General features: G+C 74.9%; 20 protein-coding genes. 19 read left to right on the top strand and 1 reads right to left on the bottom strand.

The genetic code is table 11. The annotated features are described in order from the left end of the window. Positions 1-8 precede the first annotated feature (8 nt). From HDA33_RS12280 to HDA33_RS12370, 19 genes are all read left to right on the top strand, one after another. Positions 9-1,160 (top strand): glutathione S-transferase family protein, encoded by a 1,152-nt coding sequence (locus tag HDA33_RS12280; RefSeq protein WP_184173592.1) that lies wholly within the window; start codon positions 9-11, stop codon positions 1,158-1,160. A gap of 183 nt (positions 1,161-1,343) precedes the next feature. Further along, the gene (locus tag HDA33_RS12285) at positions 1,344-2,111 is read left to right on the top strand and encodes a VIT1/CCC1 transporter family protein (RefSeq protein ID WP_184173594.1); all 768 of its coding nucleotides are present in this window, start codon (positions 1,344-1,346) and stop codon (positions 2,109-2,111) included. 17 nt (positions 2,112-2,128) lie between these two features. Then, positions 2,129-2,629 carry a DUF3253 domain-containing protein gene (locus HDA33_RS12290; protein WP_184173596.1) on the top strand — a complete coding sequence of 167 codons (501 nt, stop codon included), beginning with the start codon at positions 2,129-2,131 and terminating at the stop codon, positions 2,627-2,629. A gap of 55 nt (positions 2,630-2,684) precedes the next feature. Further along, the gene (locus HDA33_RS12295) at positions 2,685-2,966 is read left to right on the top strand and encodes a DUF7218 family protein (protein WP_158494094.1); all 282 of its coding nucleotides are present in this window, start codon (positions 2,685-2,687) and stop codon (positions 2,964-2,966) included. A 158-nt stretch (positions 2,967-3,124) separates the two neighbouring features. Then, positions 3,125-4,177, top strand: coding sequence for an NAD(P)-dependent alcohol dehydrogenase (locus HDA33_RS12300; RefSeq protein ID WP_184173978.1), 1,053 nt, complete (start codon positions 3,125-3,127; stop codon positions 4,175-4,177). A 92-nt stretch (positions 4,178-4,269) separates the two neighbouring features. Further along, entirely contained in the window at positions 4,270-4,446 is a 177-nt protein-coding gene (locus HDA33_RS12305; RefSeq protein WP_184173598.1) for an acyl-CoA carboxylase biotin carboxyl carrier protein subunit, read from the top strand. Positions 4,447-4,536: 90 nt separating this feature from the next. Beyond that, the gene (locus HDA33_RS12310) at positions 4,537-5,208 is read left to right on the top strand and encodes a MarR family winged helix-turn-helix transcriptional regulator (RefSeq protein WP_184173600.1); all 672 of its coding nucleotides are present in this window, start codon (positions 4,537-4,539) and stop codon (positions 5,206-5,208) included. Between the two features lie 351 nt (positions 5,209-5,559). Further along, complete coding sequence (gene rpmB, locus HDA33_RS12315; protein WP_002858335.1) at positions 5,560-5,796, top strand: 50S ribosomal protein L28; 237 nt, start codon at positions 5,560-5,562, stop codon at positions 5,794-5,796. Between the two features lies 1 nt (position 5,797). Beyond that, on the top strand, positions 5,798-5,965 hold the full coding sequence (rpmG, locus tag HDA33_RS12320; RefSeq protein WP_017488899.1) for a 50S ribosomal protein L33: 168 nt from the start codon (positions 5,798-5,800) through the stop codon (positions 5,963-5,965). Between the two features lies 1 nt (position 5,966). Next, positions 5,967-6,272, top strand: coding sequence for a 30S ribosomal protein S14 (gene rpsN / locus HDA33_RS12325; protein ID WP_002858338.1), 306 nt, complete (start codon positions 5,967-5,969; stop codon positions 6,270-6,272). A gap of 292 nt (positions 6,273-6,564) precedes the next feature. Further along, on the top strand, positions 6,565-6,846 hold the full coding sequence (locus HDA33_RS12330) for an HU family DNA-binding protein (protein ID WP_017488898.1): 282 nt from the start codon (positions 6,565-6,567) through the stop codon (positions 6,844-6,846). A 171-nt stretch (positions 6,847-7,017) separates the two neighbouring features. Further along, positions 7,018-7,710 carry a hypothetical protein gene (locus tag HDA33_RS12335; RefSeq protein ID WP_184173602.1) on the top strand — a complete coding sequence of 231 codons (693 nt, stop codon included), beginning with the start codon at positions 7,018-7,020 and terminating at the stop codon, positions 7,708-7,710. A gap of 106 nt (positions 7,711-7,816) precedes the next feature. Beyond that, entirely contained in the window at positions 7,817-8,524 is a 708-nt protein-coding gene (locus HDA33_RS12340) for a copper resistance CopC family protein (protein WP_184173604.1), read from the top strand. A gap of 107 nt (positions 8,525-8,631) precedes the next feature. After that, positions 8,632-9,240 carry a copper chaperone PCu(A)C gene (locus tag HDA33_RS12345; RefSeq protein ID WP_184173606.1) on the top strand — a complete coding sequence of 203 codons (609 nt, stop codon included), beginning with the start codon at positions 8,632-8,634 and terminating at the stop codon, positions 9,238-9,240. Continuing rightward, on the top strand, positions 9,227-10,654 hold the full coding sequence (locus HDA33_RS12350) for a Dyp-type peroxidase (RefSeq protein WP_184173608.1): 1,428 nt from the start codon (positions 9,227-9,229) through the stop codon (positions 10,652-10,654). Before HDA33_RS12345 ends, HDA33_RS12350 begins: the two co-directional genes overlap by 14 nt. A gap of 125 nt (positions 10,655-10,779) precedes the next feature. Beyond that, the gene (locus tag HDA33_RS12355; protein ID WP_184173610.1) at positions 10,780-13,047 is read left to right on the top strand and encodes a bifunctional copper resistance protein CopD/cytochrome c oxidase assembly protein; all 2,268 of its coding nucleotides are present in this window, start codon (positions 10,780-10,782) and stop codon (positions 13,045-13,047) included. Further along, positions 13,037-13,900, top strand: a complete 864-nt coding sequence (locus HDA33_RS12360; protein ID WP_184173612.1) for a hypothetical protein — start codon at positions 13,037-13,039, stop codon at positions 13,898-13,900. Before HDA33_RS12355 ends, HDA33_RS12360 begins: the two co-directional genes overlap by 11 nt. Before the next feature lie 147 nt (positions 13,901-14,047). Next, a complete protein-coding gene (locus HDA33_RS12365) occupies positions 14,048-16,159 on the top strand; it encodes an NHL domain-containing thioredoxin family protein (RefSeq protein WP_184173614.1) in 2,112 nt (703 codons plus the stop codon). 41 nt (positions 16,160-16,200) lie between these two features. Then, positions 16,201-16,680, top strand: coding sequence for a flavodoxin domain-containing protein (locus HDA33_RS12370; RefSeq protein WP_184173616.1), 480 nt, complete (start codon positions 16,201-16,203; stop codon positions 16,678-16,680). 380 nt (positions 16,681-17,060) lie between these two features. Here HDA33_RS12370 and HDA33_RS12375 read toward each other — a convergent pair whose 3' ends face one another. Then, positions 17,061-18,737, bottom strand: coding sequence for a helicase HerA-like domain-containing protein (locus HDA33_RS12375; RefSeq protein ID WP_184173618.1), 1,677 nt, complete (start codon positions 18,735-18,737; stop codon positions 17,061-17,063). Between the last annotated feature and the right edge of the window lie 25 nt (positions 18,738-18,762).

An 18,762-nucleotide genomic window follows, 5' to 3' on the forward strand; every position in this document is an offset into this window, starting at 1 on the left:
TCGAGTGTATGGAGAACCAGCAGACCGGCCAGGCCGCGGACCGCGGCACCATCGACACCCGCGAGGGGCTCAAGGGCAACTACGTGCAGTCGGGCGCCGAGTTCACGCGCGACACGAACTACATCACCGACCGGATCGTGGCAGACCCGGAGGCCGTGCGGGCCCTGCCCGTGGCCGAGCCGTCCACGGTCGGCCGCGTGGGCGGCGGGCTCACCGAGGGGGCCGAGGCGTGGCCCGTCGAGGCGGGCCGCTACCGCCTCGTGGCGGCGAGGGCGTGCCCGTGGGCGAACCGGACGATCATCGTGCGGCGCCTGCTCGGCCTGGAGGACGCGATCTCGCTGGGCACCCCGGGGCCGACCCACGACGAGCGATCCTGGACCTTCGACCTCGACGAGGGCGGGAAGGACCCCGTGCTCGGCACCGAGCGGCTCCAGGAGAACTACTTCACGCGGTTCCCCGACTACCCGCGGGGCATCACGGTGCCGGCGATCGTGGACGTGCCGACGGGCGGCGTCGTGACCAACGACTACCCGCAGATCACCCTCGACCTCTCGACGGAGTGGACCGCGTTCCACCGCGACGGCGCCCCGCAGCTGATCCCCGACGCCGGGCCGGAGCGGGACGAGATGTTCGAGGTGATCAAGCGCGTGTTCACCGAGGTGAACAACGGCGTGTACCGGTGCGGCTTCGCGGGCTCGCAGGAGGCGTACGACGCCGCGTACGAGCGGCTGTGGGCCGCGATGGACTGGCTCGAGGAGCGACTGACGACGCGCCGCTTCCTGATGGGGGAGCGGATCACCGAGGCCGACGTGCGGCTGTTCACCACGCTGGTGCGGTTCGACCCCGTGTACCACGGGCACTTCAAGTGCAACCGGAACAGGCTGACCGAGATGCCGGCGCTGTGGGGCTACGCGCGGGACCTGTTCCAGACCCCGGGCTTCGGGGACACGATCGACTTCGCCCAGATCAAGGAGCACTACTACGTGGTGCACGAGGACATCAACCCGGCGGGCATCGTGCCCGCCGGCCCGGAGCTGGCGAGCTGGATGAGCGAGCACGGGCGTGAGGCGTTCGGCGGCGACCCGTGGGGCGGCGGCACCGCACCCGGGCCCGTGCGCGAGGGCGAAGAGGTCGACCCGGCGCACACCCCGCTGCACTGACCCGCCCCCGCTTTCGTTCGGGAAACGGGAGCCTTCACGGGCACTTTCGTTCGGGAAACGGGAGCCTTCCGGGCCCGGCTTCCCGCACGACAGCGCTGGGGGACGACGACGGCGCGCACCCGGCGATTGAGGCTCGCCTGCCCTTCGTGGCGGGCGGGCCCCGACCGGAGCATCCTGGTCCCCATGAACGAGTCCACCGCCCCCTCCGAGCCCACCGTCCGTGACGACGTCGCCGCCTCCTCCGGCCACGCCGGCCCCGAGCCGCACGCCGGCGGCGGGCTGCACGAGCGCCTGAACTGGCTGCGCGCCGGCGTGCTCGGCGCGAACGACGGCATCGTCTCCGTCGCCGCCACCGTGGTGGGCGTGGCGGGAGCGACGACGGCGGTCGCCCCGGTCGCGATCGCCGGCGTGGCCGCCGTCGTGGGCGGCGCCGTGTCCATGGCGCTGGGGGAGTACGTGTCCGTGTCCTCGTCCTCGGACTCGCAGAAGGCGCTGATCGCCAAGGAGCGCCGCGAGCTGGCCGAGGACCCGGAGGGCGAGCTCGAGGAGCTCGTCGGCCTGTACGAGGCTGAGGGCCTGAGCCGCGCCACCGCGGAGACCGTGGCCCGCGAGCTCACCGAGAAGGACGCGCTCAAGGCCCACCTGCGGGCCGAGCTGGGGATGGACGAGACCGGCGTCGTCAGCCCGTGGTCGGCGGCCGGCGCCTCGTTCGTGGCGTTCCTCCTCGGCGCGCTGCTGCCGTTCCTGACGATCATCCTCGCGCCCGTGGACATCCGGGTGGCGCTGACCTTCGTCACCACGCTGCTCGCGCTCGCGGTGACCGGCGGCATGGGCGCGTGGCTCGGCGGCGCCCGGGTCCTGCCGGCCATGGTGCGCGTGGTGATCGGCGGCGCGCTCGCCCTGGCCCTCACGTTCGCGGTGGGCGCCTGGCTCGGGACGACGGTGGCCTGAGCGGGCAGGATGGCCGCATGAGCGAGCCGGAGCGTACGAGACCCGAGACCACGCCCGACGGCCACCACATCGTCGTGGACGGCCGGAAGTGGCGCGCCCAGGACCCGCACATCCCGGCGGCGCTCGCGGGCGAGCTCGTGAAGGGGCTCATGGCCGCGCGTCGACTCGTCCGCACGGACCCGACGACGGCGCGCCCCCGCGTCCAGGACGCGAAGGTCGCGCTGGGGGAGCGCGGCGACCCGTGGTGGGAGCCCACCCCGGAGGGCACACGCGAGCGGCTGGCCGCCGCGATGCGGACGCTGCTGCGCCAGCGGGATGAGGGGAAGACCATCTGCCCCTCCGACGCCGCGCGCGTGGCCGGGGGAGAGGCGTGGCGCGACCTCATGGACGAGGCCCGCGCCGTGGCCGCGGAGCTGCACGCGGCCGGCGCCGTGGAGGTGCGGCAGAGGGGCGAGCGCGTGAACCCGGCCGCGGCGCGGGGCCCGATCCGGCTGGCGGAGGGGCCGCAGCTGGGCTGACGGCTGGAGTGGCGGTGCCTTCCCGCCCACCGCGAGGAGGGCGCAGGGTGGAGGCATGGCCACGCAGAAGAAGTCCGAGTCCGACACCCCGCAGATCAAGGACCCCGAGATGTACGAGGCGCTCCGCCGAGACGGCGCCTCGAAGGAGAAGGCCGCGCGCATCTCCAATGCGGCCGCCCGCGACGGGCGCGAGGAGGTCGCGGAGCGCGGCGGCGAGTCCGAGTCCTACGAGGAGTGGACCGTGGACGAGCTCGAGGACCGCGCCAAGGAGTTGGACCTCACCGGGTACTCGGACAAGCGCAAGGACGAACTCATCGCGATGCTGCGGGAGCACTGAGCGCTGAGCACCGAGCCTCCTGCCGCCGTCTGGAACCCGCCGCCTCCAGGGGCCTGACGACGTCCCCCGGACGGGAGAAGGATGGAGGCGCGTCCGCATCCCCGAGGGGCCCGGCCGATCCGGGCCGTGACGCGTCAGGAGGAGCATCCATGACCACCATGAAGGCCGTCCGTTTCACCGCCTACAAGACGTTCCCGGAGCTCAAGGAGATCGAGCGTCCCGCCCCCGGCCCCGGCGAGGTGCTGCTCAAGGTGGCCGGCGCCGGCGCCTGCCACTCGGACGTCGCCGTCTACGACGAGTTCGAGCCCGGCATGAACCCGCTCGTGGACCCGGAGTACACGCTGGGCCACGAGACGTCCGGCTGGGTGGAGGAGCTCGGCGAGGGCGTCACCGGCTTCGAGGTCGGCTCCGCGCAGCTCGTCTACGGCCCAGTGGGCTGCGGCCACTGCCCGGCCTGCTCGCGCGGCCAGGACACCTACTGCCAGAACGTGGCCGAGATGGACTACGCCGGCATCGGCCTGGGCCGCGACGGCGGCATGGCCGAGTACGTGACCGTGCCGGCCCGCAACCTCGTCCCCCTGGGCGACGCCGACCCCGTCCCCGCCTCGGCCCTCGCCGACGCCGGCCTCACCCCGTACCACGCGATCAAGCTGGCCCTGCCGCGCCTGAACCGCGCCGGCGCCTACGCGCTCGTGGTGGGCCTGGGCGGCCTGGGCCTGATGGCCGTGCAGATCCTCAAGGCCCTGACCGGCGCCACCGTGATCGCCACGGACATGAAGCCCGAGGCCATGGCGGAGGCGGAGAAGTACGGCGCGGTGACCGTGCCCTCCGGTGAGGACCAGGTGGCCCGCATCCGCGAGATCACCGGCGGCCGCGGCGTGGACGCCGCCTTCGACTTCGTGGGCATCGCCGCCACCGCCCGCGCCGCCCTGGACTCGGCCGCCGTGCAGTCCCGCGTGACCATCGTGGGCATCGGCAACGGCTCCACGATCGACTGGTCCTTCCTCTCCACGCCGTACGAGGCGGAGCTGGTGACCACCTACTGGGGCACCGTCGAGGAGCTGCACGAGCTCGCCGGCCTCTACCGGGACGGCAAGGTCGAGCCGCTCTACACCACCTACGCGATGGACGGCGCCCTGCAGGCCTACCGCGACCTGCAGGACGGCAAGATCTCCGGCCGCGCCGTCGTCGTGCCCCACGGCCAGGCCTGACCCGCCCCGGCCACGGCGTCCCGCCCCGCATCCCGGGGCGGGGCGCCGTCCCCGTGCCCGGTGGACGTTCCGGGCCGCGGCGGCCCCGGAGGATGCCCGCGTCGAGCTCACCGTGGACGTGGACGGCCGGGCAGACCGTGGCCGTCCTGGAGGCGATGAAGACGGAGACGCCCGTGACGGCCCCGGCGGCGGGCGTCCTGCGGCGGGAGGCACTGGCGCCCGGGGCGGGCGTGGCCCGCGGACAGCGGCTGGCCCGCATCGAGTCCTGACGCGGACCGGACCGGGGCCCGCAACACGCCGGGGTCCCGGTCCGGTCCCGTTGAGTCGCCGTCCCGGTGCTGACCTGGCACGATCACCCCATGACCTCCGCCGACCACCGACCCGAGCCCGACACCGCGCCGGAGCCCGAGGCCTTCCCCGCGCTGGAGGATCCGTACCGGCGCAGCCTGCTGACGAACGAGCAGCGCAACGCGTGGGCCGCCCTCTCGGCGGCGTGCCTCGGCCTCGTGTCCCAGATGGAGTCCGACCTGCACCGGGACGCGGGCCTGACCCCCTTCGAGTTCCACCTCCTCTACGTGCTGGGCGCGGAGGAGGCCAGCCGCGAAGCCGAGGGCACGATGCCCATGAGCCGCGCGGCGCAGCTCGTGGACTCTTCCCTCTCCCGCCTGTCCCACGTGGTGCGGCGCATCGAGGAGCGCGGCTGGGTGGAGCGGCGCCCCTCGGCCGAGGACGCGCGCGTCACCCTCGTCAGCCTGACCCCCGAGGGCCGGCGTCGCATGGAGGCCGCCGTCCCCGCCTACGACCGGATGGTCTGCCGCGTCTTCGTGGACCACATGGCGGAGGAGGACCTCGCCGAGGTCACGCGGCTGTCGATGCGGCTGCTGGCCGGGCTGCGCGAGGACCACTGGCTGTTCGACGCCATGGACCCGGACGGGTCCCGGCGGGCGGGCGCCGCCGGGGCCGACGCCGGGGCCGTGACCGGGGCCACGGGGGAGTCCGAGGCGGATTCCGAGGGCCGGCCGGCGAGTTGATCCCGCGCCCTCGCATCGCGTAGGGTAGGACGGCGCACGCCGCGTTGTTCTCGCTGTTCCCCGGTCAGGTGACCGGACGGACGGAGGGTCGGAAAAGCAACGCGCTCCCGCAGACCGGATCCCGGAACGCCGTCACAGCGGACCGGGGCTCACCGTCCACACCAGCGATCCCATAAGGCACTTCGGTTGGCTCTCACCCAGCCTGGTCCACCTTTTCGAGAAGTCGCAGTAAGAGTGCGGTGTCCACACCCGGGGCGGGGCTCACAACAGGCCCTGCGCGGACTCGTCCGCGCAGCGCCGCCATGCGGGTTCCGCCCGTCCTTTTACTACTACTTGCCACGAGGAGTGATCATGGCAGCTCACTGCCAGGTAACCGGGGCTGGGCCGGGATTCGGCCACAGCATCTCCCACTCGCACCGTCGCACCAAGCGCCGGTTCGACCCGAACATCCAGAAGAAGACCTACTGGGTCCCCTCCCTGCGCCGCAACGTCACCCTGACGCTGTCCGCCAAGGGCATCAAGACCATCGACGTGCGCGGGATCGACGCCGTCGTGGCGGACCTGATCGCGAAGGGAGTGAAGCTCTGACATGGCCAAGGACAAGGACGTTCGTCCGATCATCAAGCTGAAGTCCACCGCCGGCACCGGGTACACCTACGTGACCCGCAAGAACCGCCGCAACAACCCGGACCGCATCACCCTGAAGAAGTACGACCCGGTGGTCCGCAAGCACGTCGACTTCCGAGAGGAGCGCTGAGATGGCCAAGAAGTCCAAGATCGCCAAGAACGAGCAGCGCAAGGCCATCGTCGCCCGCTACGCCGAGAAGCGTCTCGAGCTGCGCAAGACCCTCGTGGACCCGAACGCCTCGGACGAGGCCCGCGAGGCCGCTCGCCTGGGCCTGCAGAAGCTGCCCCGCGACGCCTCCCCGGTGCGCGTGCGCAACCGCGACGCCATCGACGGCCGTCCGCGCGGCACCTTCCAGCGCTTCGGCATCTCCCGCGTGCGCTTCCGCGACATGGCGCACCGTGGCGAGCTGCCCGGCGTGACCAAGTCCTCCTGGTGACCCCCGCTCCCCGCTGACGCGCGTCGGCGGGGCAGGGTCCCACCCCGACGGCGGCCGCACCCTCCTCACGGAGGGTGCGGCCGCCGTCGTCGTGTCCGGGGCCCGGATCGTGCTCGCCGCCCGCCCGCTCCGGGGGCGCCGCGGGCGCTCCGGCGGGGAGAAAACCGGAGAAAAGGGCGGATTCACGCCGATCAGGGGGCGCTTCCGGGGCCTCGAGGTGGTACGTTCGCAACTGGCAACCCGGTCCGAACGGTCCGGGACCCGTGAAACCGACGTCCCATAGGGAGGACCCATGGCCATGAACCGCAAGGAACTCGTCGCCGCCGTCGCCGAGCGCTCCGGCAACACCCAGGCCGCCGTCAGCGATGTGCTGGACGCCCTCTTCGAGGTGTTCACCGCCCAGGTGAAGAAGGGCGAGAAGGTCTCGATCCCCGGCTGGATGGCCGTGGAGCGCACCGAGCGCAAGGAGCGCACCGGTCGCAACCCGCGCACCGGTGAGGAGATCACCATCCCCGCGGGCTACTCCGTGAAGGTGACCGCCGGCTCCAAGCTCAAGGCCGCCGCCTCCGAGTGATCCCGGCCGCGGAGCGGGCCTTGCGGCCCGTCCCGCGTCGCCGCACCACGGGCGTCCCACCGCAGGGTGGGGCGCCCGTCGTCGTCTCCGGGGCGGTCCCGGACCCGGCGTAGGATGGCAGGGTCCCCAGCCGGTCGTCGCCGACCGGGCCCGTGCGAGAGGAGCCGAGGCATGCGCAGCGCCGTCGACGCCGCCCCGCACGCCTCCGGGCGCCCCCATCCGGCTCCGGGCCGCGTGGTCCGCGGCCCCGCCCGCCTCGCCCGGGGCGTGGCCGGCGCCCTGGCCATGACCGTGCTGGCCGCCCTCTTCCACGCCGCCGCCGTGCCCGGCGTCGGCCTGCCGGACGTCCGCGTCGCCGCGTTCGCCGCCGTGCTCGCCGCCCCGGTGTGCACCGCGCTCGCCGGCCGCGCGCTCTCGCTGTGGCGCACCGCCGCCGCGGTCGGCGTCGCCCAGGGACTGTTCCACGTGCTCTACGGGATCGCCGCCGGTGGCCACGCCGTGACCCCCGCCGCCGGTGTCGACCCGGCCCACCTCCACCACGCGGCCGCCGCGGCGGGACCCCTCGTCTCCGTGAGCGCCGGGCCGGCCGCCGGACACGTCCACGCCGCCGACCCGCTGATGCTCGCCGCCCACGCGGCCGCGGCGGTGCTCACCGTGCTGGTGCTGCGCCGCGGCGAGGCCCTCGTGCTCGCCGTCGCCGAGCGCGTGCTCCAGGCCGTGCTCCCGCGCGCCGCCTCCGCCGGTCCGCTCCCGCTTCCGTCCCCCGCGCGCGTCCCGGCGCTGCCGGCGCCGCGGCCGACGGAGTCCCTCGTCCTGCTGGGCACCCCCGGGCGGCGCGGACCGCCCTTCGCCCTCGCGGCCTGACGACGCCGGCCCCCGGCGTCCTCGAGGCCCGACCGCGCCCGACGACCCTTCGGCACGGTCCGCCCGCGGCGTCCGCCGCGGACCCGAGCGGACCGGTGAGGACACCATGCATCACCCCCACGAGACCGCACGCCCGCGCCGGGGAGCCGGCCGCGCCGCCCGCACGGCGGCCGGCCTGGCCCTGATCCCGGCGCTCGCCCTGGCCGGGGCCGCCCCCGCCGCCGCCCACGACGAGCTCGTCCGCACATCCCCGGGCGTCGACGAGACCGTCGGCACCGCGCCCGAGCGGGTCGCCCTGACCTTCAGCGGCGACCTGATCGACGGCGAAGGCATCCAGAACCTGCTCCAGGTGAGGGACGCGGCCGGCAACCAGTGGCAGGCCGAGCCCGGGACCGTGGACGGTCCCGGCTTCTCCGCGCCGCTGTGCGAGGGGCTGCCCAACGGCGACTACCGCGTCGCCTACCGGGTGGTCTATTCGGACGGGCACTCCGAGGAGCGCGCTTTCGGGTTCGCCGTGGACGACCCCGCCGCCCCCGCCGAGGGCACCGCCCCGGACGGCTGCGGCGTGGCCGCGGCCCCCGCCGCCTCCGACGTCTCGACCCCGGCCCCCGCCGGGTCCGGCGCCGGGACCGGGGAGGCGTCCGAGGCCCCCGCCGAGCAGGGCTCCGCCGAGGCGGGCGAGTCCGCCGAGGCGGGCGCGCTGCCCGCGTGGGTGTGGGCCGTCGGCGTCGCCGGGCTGCTCGTGCTCGTGGCGGCGCTGATCCTCATGGGCCGTCGGGCCCGCGCGCTCGGCCACCTCGACGACGGTCGCTGACCAGACCCCTCCGGCCGGCCCCACGAGGCCAGGCCCTCCCTCGCGCGCCCGCAGGCTCCGCCCCGGAGCCCGGCCACGCCCCGCACTCCTGAAGGAAGCGAACAGCCATGACCACCCCCCGTTCCGCCCGCCGCCTGTCCGCCGCCGCCGTGGTGGCCGCCGCCGCCCTCGGCCTGACCGCCTGCGCCGGCGGCGCGGACGACGCCGCGTCGTCGTCCTCGAGCGCCCCGGCCGCCGCGACGACCACCCCGGCCGCCGCGTCATCGTCCGCCCCCGCCGAGGGGAAGGGCGCGCCCCTGACCGTCTCCGACCCGTGGACCAAGGCCACCGAGGACGGCATGACCGGCTCCTTCGGCCTCCTGGAGAACTCCTCCGACGAGGACCTGCACGTGGTCGGCGTGAGCGCCGAGGTGGGCGCGAAGGCCGAGCTGCACGTGATGGTCGCCGACGAGGACGGCCAGATGGTGATGCAGCAGTCCCCGGACGGCTTCACGGTGCCCGCCGGCGCGTCCTTCGAGCTGGCCCCCGGCGGCGCCCACGTGATGCTGATGGGCCTGACCGAGCCGATCGAGCCCGGCGAGGAGGTCGCCTACGAGCTCGAGCTGGAGGACGGCTCCACCATGGAGGTCGTCTCCGTGGCCCGCCCGTTCGCCGGCGCCAACGAGTCCTACCACGGCGGCGGGGCGGAGGAGTCGGACGAGCATGCCGACCACTGACCCCGCCGAGCACCCGGACGACCCCCGCGGGGAGGACGCCCGCCCGGCGTCCCCCCGCGCGGAGGACGCCCGCCCGGCCGGGCCCTCCCGCCGCGGCCTGCTCTTCGGGGCGGGCGCGGTGGGCGGCGGCCTGCTGGGCACCGCGCTCGGCTACGGCGCCGGTCACGCCTCGGCCGCCCCGGACGCGCCCGCCGCGTCGGGGGCGGCCGGGGCGGGGGCCTCGCCCTCCGAGGTCATGGGCGACACCGGCATCGAGGGCGAGGTCGGCCGGGCCGGCTGGGCCGAGCCCGGCGGCCAGTCCGCCCGGGTGGCCGTCAGCTCGCCCGTGGGCACGGACACCGTGCCGTTCCACGGGCCCCGCCAGGCCGGCGTCGACACCCCGGCCCAGGCCCACGCGGTGTTCCTCGCCTTCGACCTGCTCCCGGACACGGACCGGCTGGGGATCGAGCGGATGCTGCGCCTGCTCACCGACGACGCCGCACGCCTCACCCAGGGCCGGGCCACGATCGCGGACACCGAGCCCGAGCTCGCGGCGGCCCCCGCCCGGCTCACGGTGACGTTCGGCTTCGGCCCCGAGCTCCTGGCGCGCGTCGCCCCGGACCGGGCCCCGGCCTGGCTGCGGCCCCTGCCCGCCTTCCCGCAGGTCGACCGCCTGGACCCCGCGTTCGGCGACGGGGACCTGCTCCTGCAGATCTGCGGCGACGACCGCATGTCCGTGGCGCACGCGCGGCGCATGCTCATCAAGGCGGCGCGCCCGTTCACCGCGGAGCGCTGGGCGCAGGAGGGCTTCCGGGCCTCCCGAGGCGCCCACCCCACCGGCACCACCATGCGCAACCTCTTCGGGCAGGTGGACGGCACCGCGAACCCGGCCGCGCAGACCCCGCACCTGGACCGCGTGGTGTGGGGCGTCGGGGCCGAGCAGGTGGGGATCACCCCGTGGATCCAGGACGGCACGTCCCTGGTGGTCCGGCGCATCGAGATGCTCCTGGACACGTGGGACGAGCTGGACCGCCCCGGCAAGGAGCGGGTGATCGGCCGGACCCTGGGCACCGGGGCGCCGCTCACCGGCGAGCAGGAGCACGACGAGCCGGACTTCGCGGCGCTCGGCCCCGCCGGGTTCCCCGTGATCCCGGACATCTCCCACCTGCGGCGCGCCCGGATGGACGTGCCGGAGTACGGGATGCTGCGCCGCGGGTACAACTACGACGACCCGCGCGGGGCCATCGAGTCCGGCGCGGGGCTGATCTTCGCCGCCTACCAGGCGGACGTGGACCGGCAGTTCGTCCCGGTGCAGGAGCGGCTCGCCGAGTCCGACCACCTGAACCTGTGGACCGTGCCCGTGGGCTCGGCGGTCTTCGCGATCCCGCCGGGCTGCGCCGAGGGCGGCTTCGTGGGCGACGTCCTGTTCGCCTGAGCCGCCCCCGGCACGCCCCGGCCGCGCACCCGGCCGCAGACCCGGCCGCAGACCCGGACGCACGACGACGGCGGGACCCGCCCCGCCGTCGTCGGGCGTCCGCCCCCTTTGAGAGGATGGACCCCATGCCCTCCGTCACCGCCCCCGCCCGGGGCAGCCGCCCCGCCTCACCCGACGACGCCGCCCGCCCGGGCGCGTCCGGCCGGCCCGGGGTGCCCCGATGGATCTGGGTGCTCGTGGCCGCCGCGGGTGCCGGCGCCCTCGCCGTCGCCGCCTGGCTGACGGGCATCACGGCCGTGCGGGAGCTCTCCGACCCCGGCTGGATCACCCGCTGGGGCGTGCCCGCGGGGGAGCTGGTCTCCAACCTGGCCATGACCATGGCCATCGCGGCGATCATCTTCGCCGCCGGCATCCTGCCCCCGCACGCGGCGGGCACGGAGCGCTGGCATCGCTCCGCCGCGCAGCGCCGCGCGGACGCGCAGGAGGGCCCGCTGCCCGAGCACCCCGCCTTCACCCGGACGCTGCGGGTGGCCGCGGTGAGCGCCGGCGTGTGGACGGTGGCCGCCCTGGCCGTGGGGATCCTGTCCTACTCGGACCTGGCCGGCATCCCCGTCACCGCGGCGGAGGGCTTCACGGCCGGGCTCGTGGCGTACGTGGCCGGGATCTCGGTCGGCCAGGCATGGTTCTGGGTGACCGTGATCGCCGCCGTGGTGACCACGCTCGTGATCGCCGTGCGCTCCCACAACGGGCTGTTCTGGACCGGCATCCTCGCGATGATCGGCCTCGTGCCGCTGGCCCTGATCGGCCACGCCGCGGGCGGCGACGACCACTACGGCGCCGTGAACTCGATCGGGCTGCACCTGCTCGGCGTCGTCGTGTGGGTGGGCGGGCTGCTCGTGCTCGTGGCCATCTCGGACACCCTCGTGGGCCCGGACGGCGCGCAGGGCCGGGCCCGCGCCCCGCGCGAGCAGGGCTCGACGCCCCTGCTGCACACCGCGCTGTCCCGGTACTCGGTCCTGGCCGGGCTCGGCCTCGTGACCGTGGCGCTGTCCGGCGTGGTCAACGCGTCCATCCGCATGGACGACCCCGCCCAGCTCACCAGCCCCTACGGCATCCTCGTGGTGATCAAGTTCCTGGCCACTCTCGGCCTGGGCCTCGTGGGCCTGATGCACCGCCGCTGGGTGATCCCGCGGCTCGACGCCGGCCCGGACCGTCCCAGCCCCGCCCCCGCGCGTCGCCTGCTGTGGCAGCTGATCGCGGTCGAGGCCGTGGTGATGGCCGCCGTCATGGGCCTGTCCGCCGTGCTGTCCCGCACCGCCCCGCCCGTGCCGGAGGAGCTGGCCCCGGACGCCACCCCCGCCCGCATCCTCACCGGCTACGAGCTGCCCCCCGAGCTGACCGGCGCGCGCTGGATCACCGAGTGGCGGCTGGACTGGCTGTGGGTCGCGATCATCGCGTTCCTGGCCCTGTGGTACCTGCGCTCCGTGTGGCGCCTGCACCGCCGCGGGGACCGCTGGCCCGTGCTGCGCACCCTGTCCTGGATGGTCGGCCTGGCCGTGCTGCTGTGGGCCACCTCCGGCTCCCCGGCGGTCTACGGCCGCGTCCTGTTCAGCTCCCACATGATGGGCCACATGACGCTGACCATGATCAGCCCGCTGTTCCTCGTGCTCGGCGCCCCCATCACCCTGGCGCTGCGCGCCCTGCCCTCCCGCACGGACGGCAGCCGGGGCCCGCGCGAGTGGATCCTGTGGATCGTGCACTCCCCGTGGGGGCGGTTCATCACGAACCCGATCGTGGCGGGCGTGAACTTCGCCGGCTCGATCCTGGTGTTCTACTACACCGACTTCTTCCGGTTCTCCCTCGAGACCCACGTGGGTCACGAGTTCATGAACGTGCACTTCCTGCTCACGGGCTTCCTCTTCGCCCTGGTCATGGTCGGCTCCGACCCGCTGCCCAGCCGGCCCGCGTACCCGCTGCGGCTCGTGCTGCTGCTGGCCACCATGGTCTTCCACGCGTTCATCGGCGTCGCCATGACCGGCTCCACCGGCCTGATCCAGGCGTCCTGGTTCGGCAACATGGGCCGGAACTGGGGCCCCAGCGCCCTCGAGGACCAGCACATCGGCGGCGCGGTCATGTGGGGGATCGGCGAGTTCCCCACCGTGGTCATGGCCGTCATGGTGGCCGTGCTCTGGTACCGCACCGACCGCCGCAACGCCGAGCGGCTGGACCGCCGGGCGGACCGCGACGGCGATGCCGAGCTGCGCCGCTGGAACGAGATGTACGCCCGCATGCACGGCACCCCCGCCGCCCCGGCCGAGCCCGCGCCCGCCGCGGCGTCTCCCGCCGATTCCGCCCCCGACCCCGCCGACCAGGAGACCCGAGATGGCCGCTGAGCACCGCGCACCCGCCCGAGGACTCCGCCGGGCCCGAGGACCGCGCCGCGCCCGCACGCTGGCCGCGGCCGCCGTCGTCGGGATGCTGGCGCTGACCGGCTGCGGGGCCGGGGACGAGCCCGCACCCGAGCAGCCCTCCGCCCCTGCGGACGCCCTCCACGGCGACGTCGGCGGCGCGGCCCCGGCCCCCGAGGAGGGCGCCGAGGGCCTCGGCCTGGGCGACCGGCAGGACGAGCGGATGGCCGCCGCCGCGGCCGAGCGCGCCGTGGGCTTCGGCTTCGTGCGCCAGCGCGCCGCCGCCCCCGAGGAGATCGACGCCGCCCGGGAGGACTCCCGCGCCCGCCGCTCCGACGCGGACCGCACCACCGTGCAGCCCGCCGCGTGCAAGGCGCCCCTGACGGCACTGGACTTCTCCCCGATCTCCCTGGACGAGGGAGATACGACCCGCGTGGACGTCGGCGCGGACACCTTCACGGGCACCGGCACCGTGGAGGTCGCCCGCCTCACCGGCTCGGGACGCCAGGAGGTCGAGCGCCACCTGCAGACCGTGAACGCCCTGCTCGCCGACTGCCGCGAGATGACCATGACGGTGCAGGACGGGGACGCGAGCGTGGACTACCGCCTCGCCGTCTCCGAGGCGCCGCTGTCCGAGGGCACCCCGGCCCAGTCCGCCCTGGTGTGGGAGCGCTCCCTGGCCTCCGCGGACGGCCCCCAGCTCACCGCGCAGGTGCTCACCGCCGTCACCGCCGACGCCGTGGTGATGGTCTCCTTCGTGGGCCAGCCCGAGGCCGGGCGCAAGGAGTTCACCCTGATCGCCGAGGAGATGCTGGCGGCCGCGCTCGCGGCCGGGTGAGCCGGACCGGCCGCGCCGCGACCCGGACGGCCCGGGCGGCCCGCGCGGCGCACCGGGCCGGACCGGCCGGCGTCGTCTTTCCCCCTGTGACGACGCCGGCGTCCGCTGAGCGCGGACGCGTCCGGGGCGTGCGCCATGATGGTGGGCATGACCGATCCGCAGACCCCGCCCGCCGTCTCGCCCGACGCCGCCCCGTCCGACGCCGCCCCCGCCGCCGTGCCGCGGGCCGCCTCGCGCGTGCGCGCCTCCGAGCTGGTGGGCCGCGGCTGGCTGAACACCGGCGGCGAGCAGGTCACCCTGGAGGACCTGCGCGGCAAGGTCGTGATCCTGGACTTCTGGACGTTCTGCTGCATCAACTGCCTCCACGTGCTGGACGAGCTGCGCCCCCTCGAGGGGGAGTTCGCGGACGTCCTCGTCACCGTGGGCGTGCACTCGCCCAAGTTCGAGCACGAGGCGGACCCGGACGCGCTCGCGGCCGCCGTCGAGCGCTACACCATCGAGCATCCCGTGCTGGACGACCCGGAGCTGACCACGTGGCAGGCCTACTCGGCGCGCGCCTGGCCGACGCTCGTGGTCGTGGACCCCGAGGGCTACATCGCCGCCCACCTCTCGGGCGAGGGGCACGTGGCCGGCCTGTACTCGCTCGTGCGCGAGCTCGTGGCCGAGCACGAGGCCAAGGGCACCCTGCACCGCGGCTCCGGCCCGTACGTGCCGCCGACGCCCGTGGCCCGGGACCTGAAGTTCCCCGGCAAGGCGATCTCGCTGGCCGGCCGCGGCACGGCGCCGGGCACGTTCCTCGTGGCGGACACCGGCCACCACCGCCTCCTCGAGGTGGCGGAGGACCTCACCACGGTGCTGCGCGCGGTCGGCGGCGGGGACCCGGCCGGGGCCGGCGAGGAGCAGGCCGGGCTCGCGTTCCCCACCCCGGCGGAGAAGGGCCACGCGGACGGCGGCCCGGAGCAGGCACTGTTCAACGAGCCCAACGGCCTGGCCCTGCTGCCCGAGGACGTGGCGGAGCGGGTCGGCTACGACGTGGTGGTCGCGGACACCGTGAATCACCGCCTGCGCGGGCTGCGCCTCGCGGACGGCGGCGTGAGCACCGTGGCCGGCAACGGCGTGCAGAAGCTCATCGACTCCGAGCGCGCCAAGGAGGCCTCCGCCGGGGACGCCGAGGGCGTCTCCGTGGACCTGTCCGACCTCCCGGGGGAGCCCACCGCGATCTCCCTGTCCTCCCCGTGGGACGTGGCGTGGGACCCGGCCGCGGGCCGCGTGGTGATCGCCATGGCGGGCACCCACCAGCTCTTCGACTTCGACCCCGTGGCCGGCGCCCTCGCGGTGCACGCGGGCACGGGCCTGGAGGGCCTCCTCGACGGCGACGCCGGCTCCGCCTGGTTCGCCCAGACCTCCGGCCTCTCCGTGGGCCCGGACGGCACCCTGTGGGCCGCCGACTCCGAGACCTCGGCCGTGCGCTGGCTGCGCACCGGCGAGGACGGGCGCCGCGAGGTGGGCACCGCCGTCGGCACCGGCCTGTTCGACTTCGGCTTCGTGGACGGCGAGGCCGCCCAGGCCCGGTTGCAGCACCCCCTCGGCGTGACCGCCCTGCCGGACGGCTCCGTGCTCATCGCGGACACCTACAACGGCGCCGTGCGCCGCTACGCCCCCGCCGGTGAGGACGCTGCCGGCCGCCCCGTGGCCGCCGCCGTCTCCACCGTGGCCCGCGGGCTGCAGGAGCCCTCGGACGTGCTCGTGGAGTACGACGCCGAGGGGGCGCCGGCGGCGATCGTCGTCGTCGAGACCAACGCCCACCGGCTGGTCCGGCTGGCCGTGCCGGAGGAGTACCTCACCGTGGACGAGGGCGCCCGGCAGACCCAGCGGCCCCGCACGCCCATGGTGGCCGGGGACGTGGACCTGGCCATCGGCTTCGCCGCGCCCTCCGGCCAGAAGCTGGACGACCGCTGGGGCGACCCCACCCAGCTGAAGGTCTCCTGCTCCCCGGAGGAGCTGCTGCTCGAGGGCGCCGGCACCTCGACCGGGCTGAGCCGGACCCTGCGGCTGAACCCCGCGGTGGCCGAGGGCGTCCTGCACATCACCGCGCGCGCCGCCGCCTGTGACGGGGAGAAGGGGCAGCCCATCCCGGACCACGCCGCATGCCACCTGTACCAGCAGGACTGGGGCATCCCGGTCACCGTGCACGCCCCGGAGGGGGCCCCGGAGGGCGCCGAGACCCGCCTGGACCTGGACCTGCGCGGGATACACTGAGTCCCGACGTCCGCCCCCGACCACGAAGGCTGCGCAGAACCATGACCACGCTCATCGTCACCTCGTCCGCCCACGGATCCACGCGTGAGATCGCCGAGCGCGTGGCCGAGGTGCTGCGTACCTCCCAGTCCGTCGAGACCGTCGTGGAGGACGTGGCCGGCGCGGCCGCCTGGCTGGCCACGGCCGACGCCGTGATCGTGGCGGCGCCCGTGTACGAGGGCTCGCTTGCGGCCGACGCGCGGCACTTCCTGGACTCGCGCCGGGCCGAGCTCGCGGACAAGCCCCTGCTGTTCCTGGCCTCCGGCGGCGGCTACGAGCTGGACCCGAAGGTGCGCGAGAAGCTCGAGTCGTACGGCCCGCGCGAGATCGCCTTCTTCCGCGGCGCCCTCGTGGAGGAGCGCCTCGGCTGGCTGGAGAAGCTCAAGCTCAAGGTCTCCCGCAACGAGAACTACGGCGACTACCGCGACTGGGACGCCATCGAGGCCTGGGCCAAGTCGCTCTCGGGCCACGGCGTGCGCTGACCCCCACCCCCGCCGCCGCGCACTTTCGTGCGGGAAACGGGAGCCTTCGCTGGGCCTTTCGTGCGGGAAACGGGAGTCTCGGGCACCGCGCCTCCACCGGACCCCACCACGACGTCGGGCCGCACCTTCGCCTCGAAGGTGCGGCCCGACGTCGTCCCGGCGGCAGGTCTGATCGCGTCGGGTGGGCCGGACGGGTGACTGGCGCCGCCGGTGCCGCCCCGCGCGTGGTCGGCGGCTGAGCCAGCCTCCCGTTTCCCACACGAAAACGGGATGGGGGCCTCCCGTTTCCCACACGAAAACGGGTGGGAGCCTCCCGTTTCCCGCACGAAAACGGGTGGGAGGCTCCCGTTCCCGCACGAAAGCGGGGGCGGGCCGGGCCGTCAGCGGCGGAACAGCCCGCCCAGCAGGCCGCCGCCGCGGCGGCCGCGCGTGCCGAGCACCGAGCGGACGACCTCGCGGCCCAGCTGGGTGCCCGCGGACTTCATGAAGTTGCCCATGGCGCGCTCGAAGTCGCTCGGCTTGTCCGCCTCCTTGCGGGCGCGGGCGGCCGCCTTCTCCTCTTCGCGGCGCAGCGCCTCGATGTCGCCCAGGTCCACCCCGGACACCACGGTGCCGCCGCCGTGCCCGTCCGCCACGCGGGCGTCCCCGGCGCCGGCGGCGCTGCCCCGGGCGCTGCCGCCCGTGCTGGGGGCCGCCGCCGCGGCCTGCGCGGAGAGCACCTCGGACGCGGACTCGCGATCCTGCGCGGTGCCGTAGACCGGCAGCAGGGCGGAGGCGCCGACGATCTGGCGCATCGCCTCCTCGGGGGCGGGCTCCATGGCCGACTGCGGGGACCACATGCGGGTCAGCGCCACGGGGGTGGGCGCGCCCTCCGGGTCCATCACGGTCACCACGGCCTCGCCGACCTTGGCGGAGGTGAGGGTCTCGGCGAGGTCGTACTCGGTGGTGGGGAAGGTCTGCACGGTCTGCTTGAGCGCCTTCGCGTCCTGCGGGGTGAAGGCGCGCAGGGCGTGCTGCACGCGGTTGGCGAGCTGGCCGAGCACCTCGGCGGGCAGGTCCTGCGGGGTCTGGGTGACGAAGAACAGGCCCACGCCCTTGGAGCGGATCAGGCGCACGGTGGTGGTGATGGCGTCCAGGAAGGCCTTCGAGGCGCCGTCGAAGAGCAGGTGCGCCTCGTCCAGGAAGAACACGAGCTTGGGCTGGTCCAGGTCCCCGGCCTCGGGCAGCTCGGCGAAGAGGTCCGCCAGGAGCCACACCATGAACGTGGAGAACAGCTGCGGCTTGGCGGCCAGGGTGGGCAGCTCGAGGCAGGTGATCACGCCGCGCCCGTCCGGGGCGACGCGCAGCAGCTCCGCGGTCTCGAACTCGGGCACGCCGAAGAACGCGGCCATGCCGGCGGCCTCGAGGCCGGTGACCTCGCGCAGGATCACGTTGGCGGTGGACGTGGCGACGCCGCCGAGCCCCTTGAGGTCCGCCTTGCCCTCGTCCGAGGTCAGGTGGGTGACGACGGCCTTGAGGTCCGCGAGGTCGTCCATGGCCAGGCCGCGCTGGTCCGCCCAGTGGAACATCAGCTGCAGCGAGGACTCCTGGGTCTCGTTGAGCTCCATGATCCGGGAGAGCAGCACGGGCCCGAACGCGTCCACGGTGGCGCGCACGGGCACGCCCACGCCGTCGCCGCCCAGGGCGAGGAACTCCACGGGGTAGGCCTGGGACTGCCAGGGCATCCCGGTGGCGGTGGTGCGCTCGGCGAGCTTCTCCGAGGCCTCGCCCGCGACGGCGAGCCCGGAGAGGTCCCCCTTGACGTCCGCGAGGAACACGGGGACCCCGGCGCTGGAGAGCTGCTCGGCCATCATCTGCAGGGTCTTGGTCTTGCCCGTGCCGGTGGCGCCGGCCACGAGCCCGTGGCGGTTCATCATGCGCAGCGGCAGCCGCACGGGGGTGTCCGCGTGCACCTCGTCCCCCACCACGGCGGCGCCGAGCGTGAGGGTGGCGTCCTCGAAGGAGTAGCCCTGACGGATGGACTCGAGCAGGCCCTCGCCTGCGGTGTTCTGTGCCATGGGCCACATCCTAGGGCCACCTCCC

It is taken from the genome of Micrococcus endophyticus (assembly GCF_014205115.1).
In the GTDB taxonomy this organism is placed as follows: Bacteria; Actinomycetota; Actinomycetes; order Actinomycetales; family Micrococcaceae; genus Micrococcus; species Micrococcus endophyticus.

Coding starts and splice junctions, on each gene's coding strand:
- HDA33_RS12280 (WP_184173592.1), top strand. CDS start 9: ATGGAGAACCAGCAGACCGGCCAGGCCGCGGACCGCGGCACCATCGAC.
- HDA33_RS12285 (WP_184173594.1), top strand. CDS start 1,344: ATGAACGAGTCCACCGCCCCCTCCGAGCCCACCGTCCGTGACGACGTC.
- HDA33_RS12290 (WP_184173596.1), top strand. CDS start 2,129: ATGAGCGAGCCGGAGCGTACGAGACCCGAGACCACGCCCGACGGCCAC.
- HDA33_RS12295 (WP_158494094.1), top strand. CDS start 2,685: ATGGCCACGCAGAAGAAGTCCGAGTCCGACACCCCGCAGATCAAGGAC.
- HDA33_RS12300 (WP_184173978.1), top strand. CDS start 3,125: ATGAAGGCCGTCCGTTTCACCGCCTACAAGACGTTCCCGGAGCTCAAG.
- HDA33_RS12305 (WP_184173598.1), top strand. CDS start 4,270: ATGCCCGCGTCGAGCTCACCGTGGACGTGGACGGCCGGGCAGACCGTG.
- HDA33_RS12310 (WP_184173600.1), top strand. CDS start 4,537: ATGACCTCCGCCGACCACCGACCCGAGCCCGACACCGCGCCGGAGCCC.
- rpmB (WP_002858335.1), top strand. CDS start 5,560: ATGGCAGCTCACTGCCAGGTAACCGGGGCTGGGCCGGGATTCGGCCAC.
- rpmG (WP_017488899.1), top strand. CDS start 5,798: ATGGCCAAGGACAAGGACGTTCGTCCGATCATCAAGCTGAAGTCCACC.
- rpsN (WP_002858338.1), top strand. CDS start 5,967: ATGGCCAAGAAGTCCAAGATCGCCAAGAACGAGCAGCGCAAGGCCATC.
- HDA33_RS12330 (WP_017488898.1), top strand. CDS start 6,565: ATGGCCATGAACCGCAAGGAACTCGTCGCCGCCGTCGCCGAGCGCTCC.
- HDA33_RS12335 (WP_184173602.1), top strand. CDS start 7,018: ATGCGCAGCGCCGTCGACGCCGCCCCGCACGCCTCCGGGCGCCCCCAT.
- HDA33_RS12340 (WP_184173604.1), top strand. CDS start 7,817: ATGCATCACCCCCACGAGACCGCACGCCCGCGCCGGGGAGCCGGCCGC.
- HDA33_RS12345 (WP_184173606.1), top strand. CDS start 8,632: ATGACCACCCCCCGTTCCGCCCGCCGCCTGTCCGCCGCCGCCGTGGTG.
- HDA33_RS12350 (WP_184173608.1), top strand. CDS start 9,227: ATGCCGACCACTGACCCCGCCGAGCACCCGGACGACCCCCGCGGGGAG.
- HDA33_RS12355 (WP_184173610.1), top strand. CDS start 10,780: ATGCCCTCCGTCACCGCCCCCGCCCGGGGCAGCCGCCCCGCCTCACCC.
- HDA33_RS12360 (WP_184173612.1), top strand. CDS start 13,037: ATGGCCGCTGAGCACCGCGCACCCGCCCGAGGACTCCGCCGGGCCCGA.
- HDA33_RS12365 (WP_184173614.1), top strand. CDS start 14,048: ATGACCGATCCGCAGACCCCGCCCGCCGTCTCGCCCGACGCCGCCCCG.
- HDA33_RS12370 (WP_184173616.1), top strand. CDS start 16,201: ATGACCACGCTCATCGTCACCTCGTCCGCCCACGGATCCACGCGTGAG.
- HDA33_RS12375 (WP_184173618.1), bottom strand. CDS start 18,737: ATGGCACAGAACACCGCAGGCGAGGGCCTGCTCGAGTCCATCCGTCAG.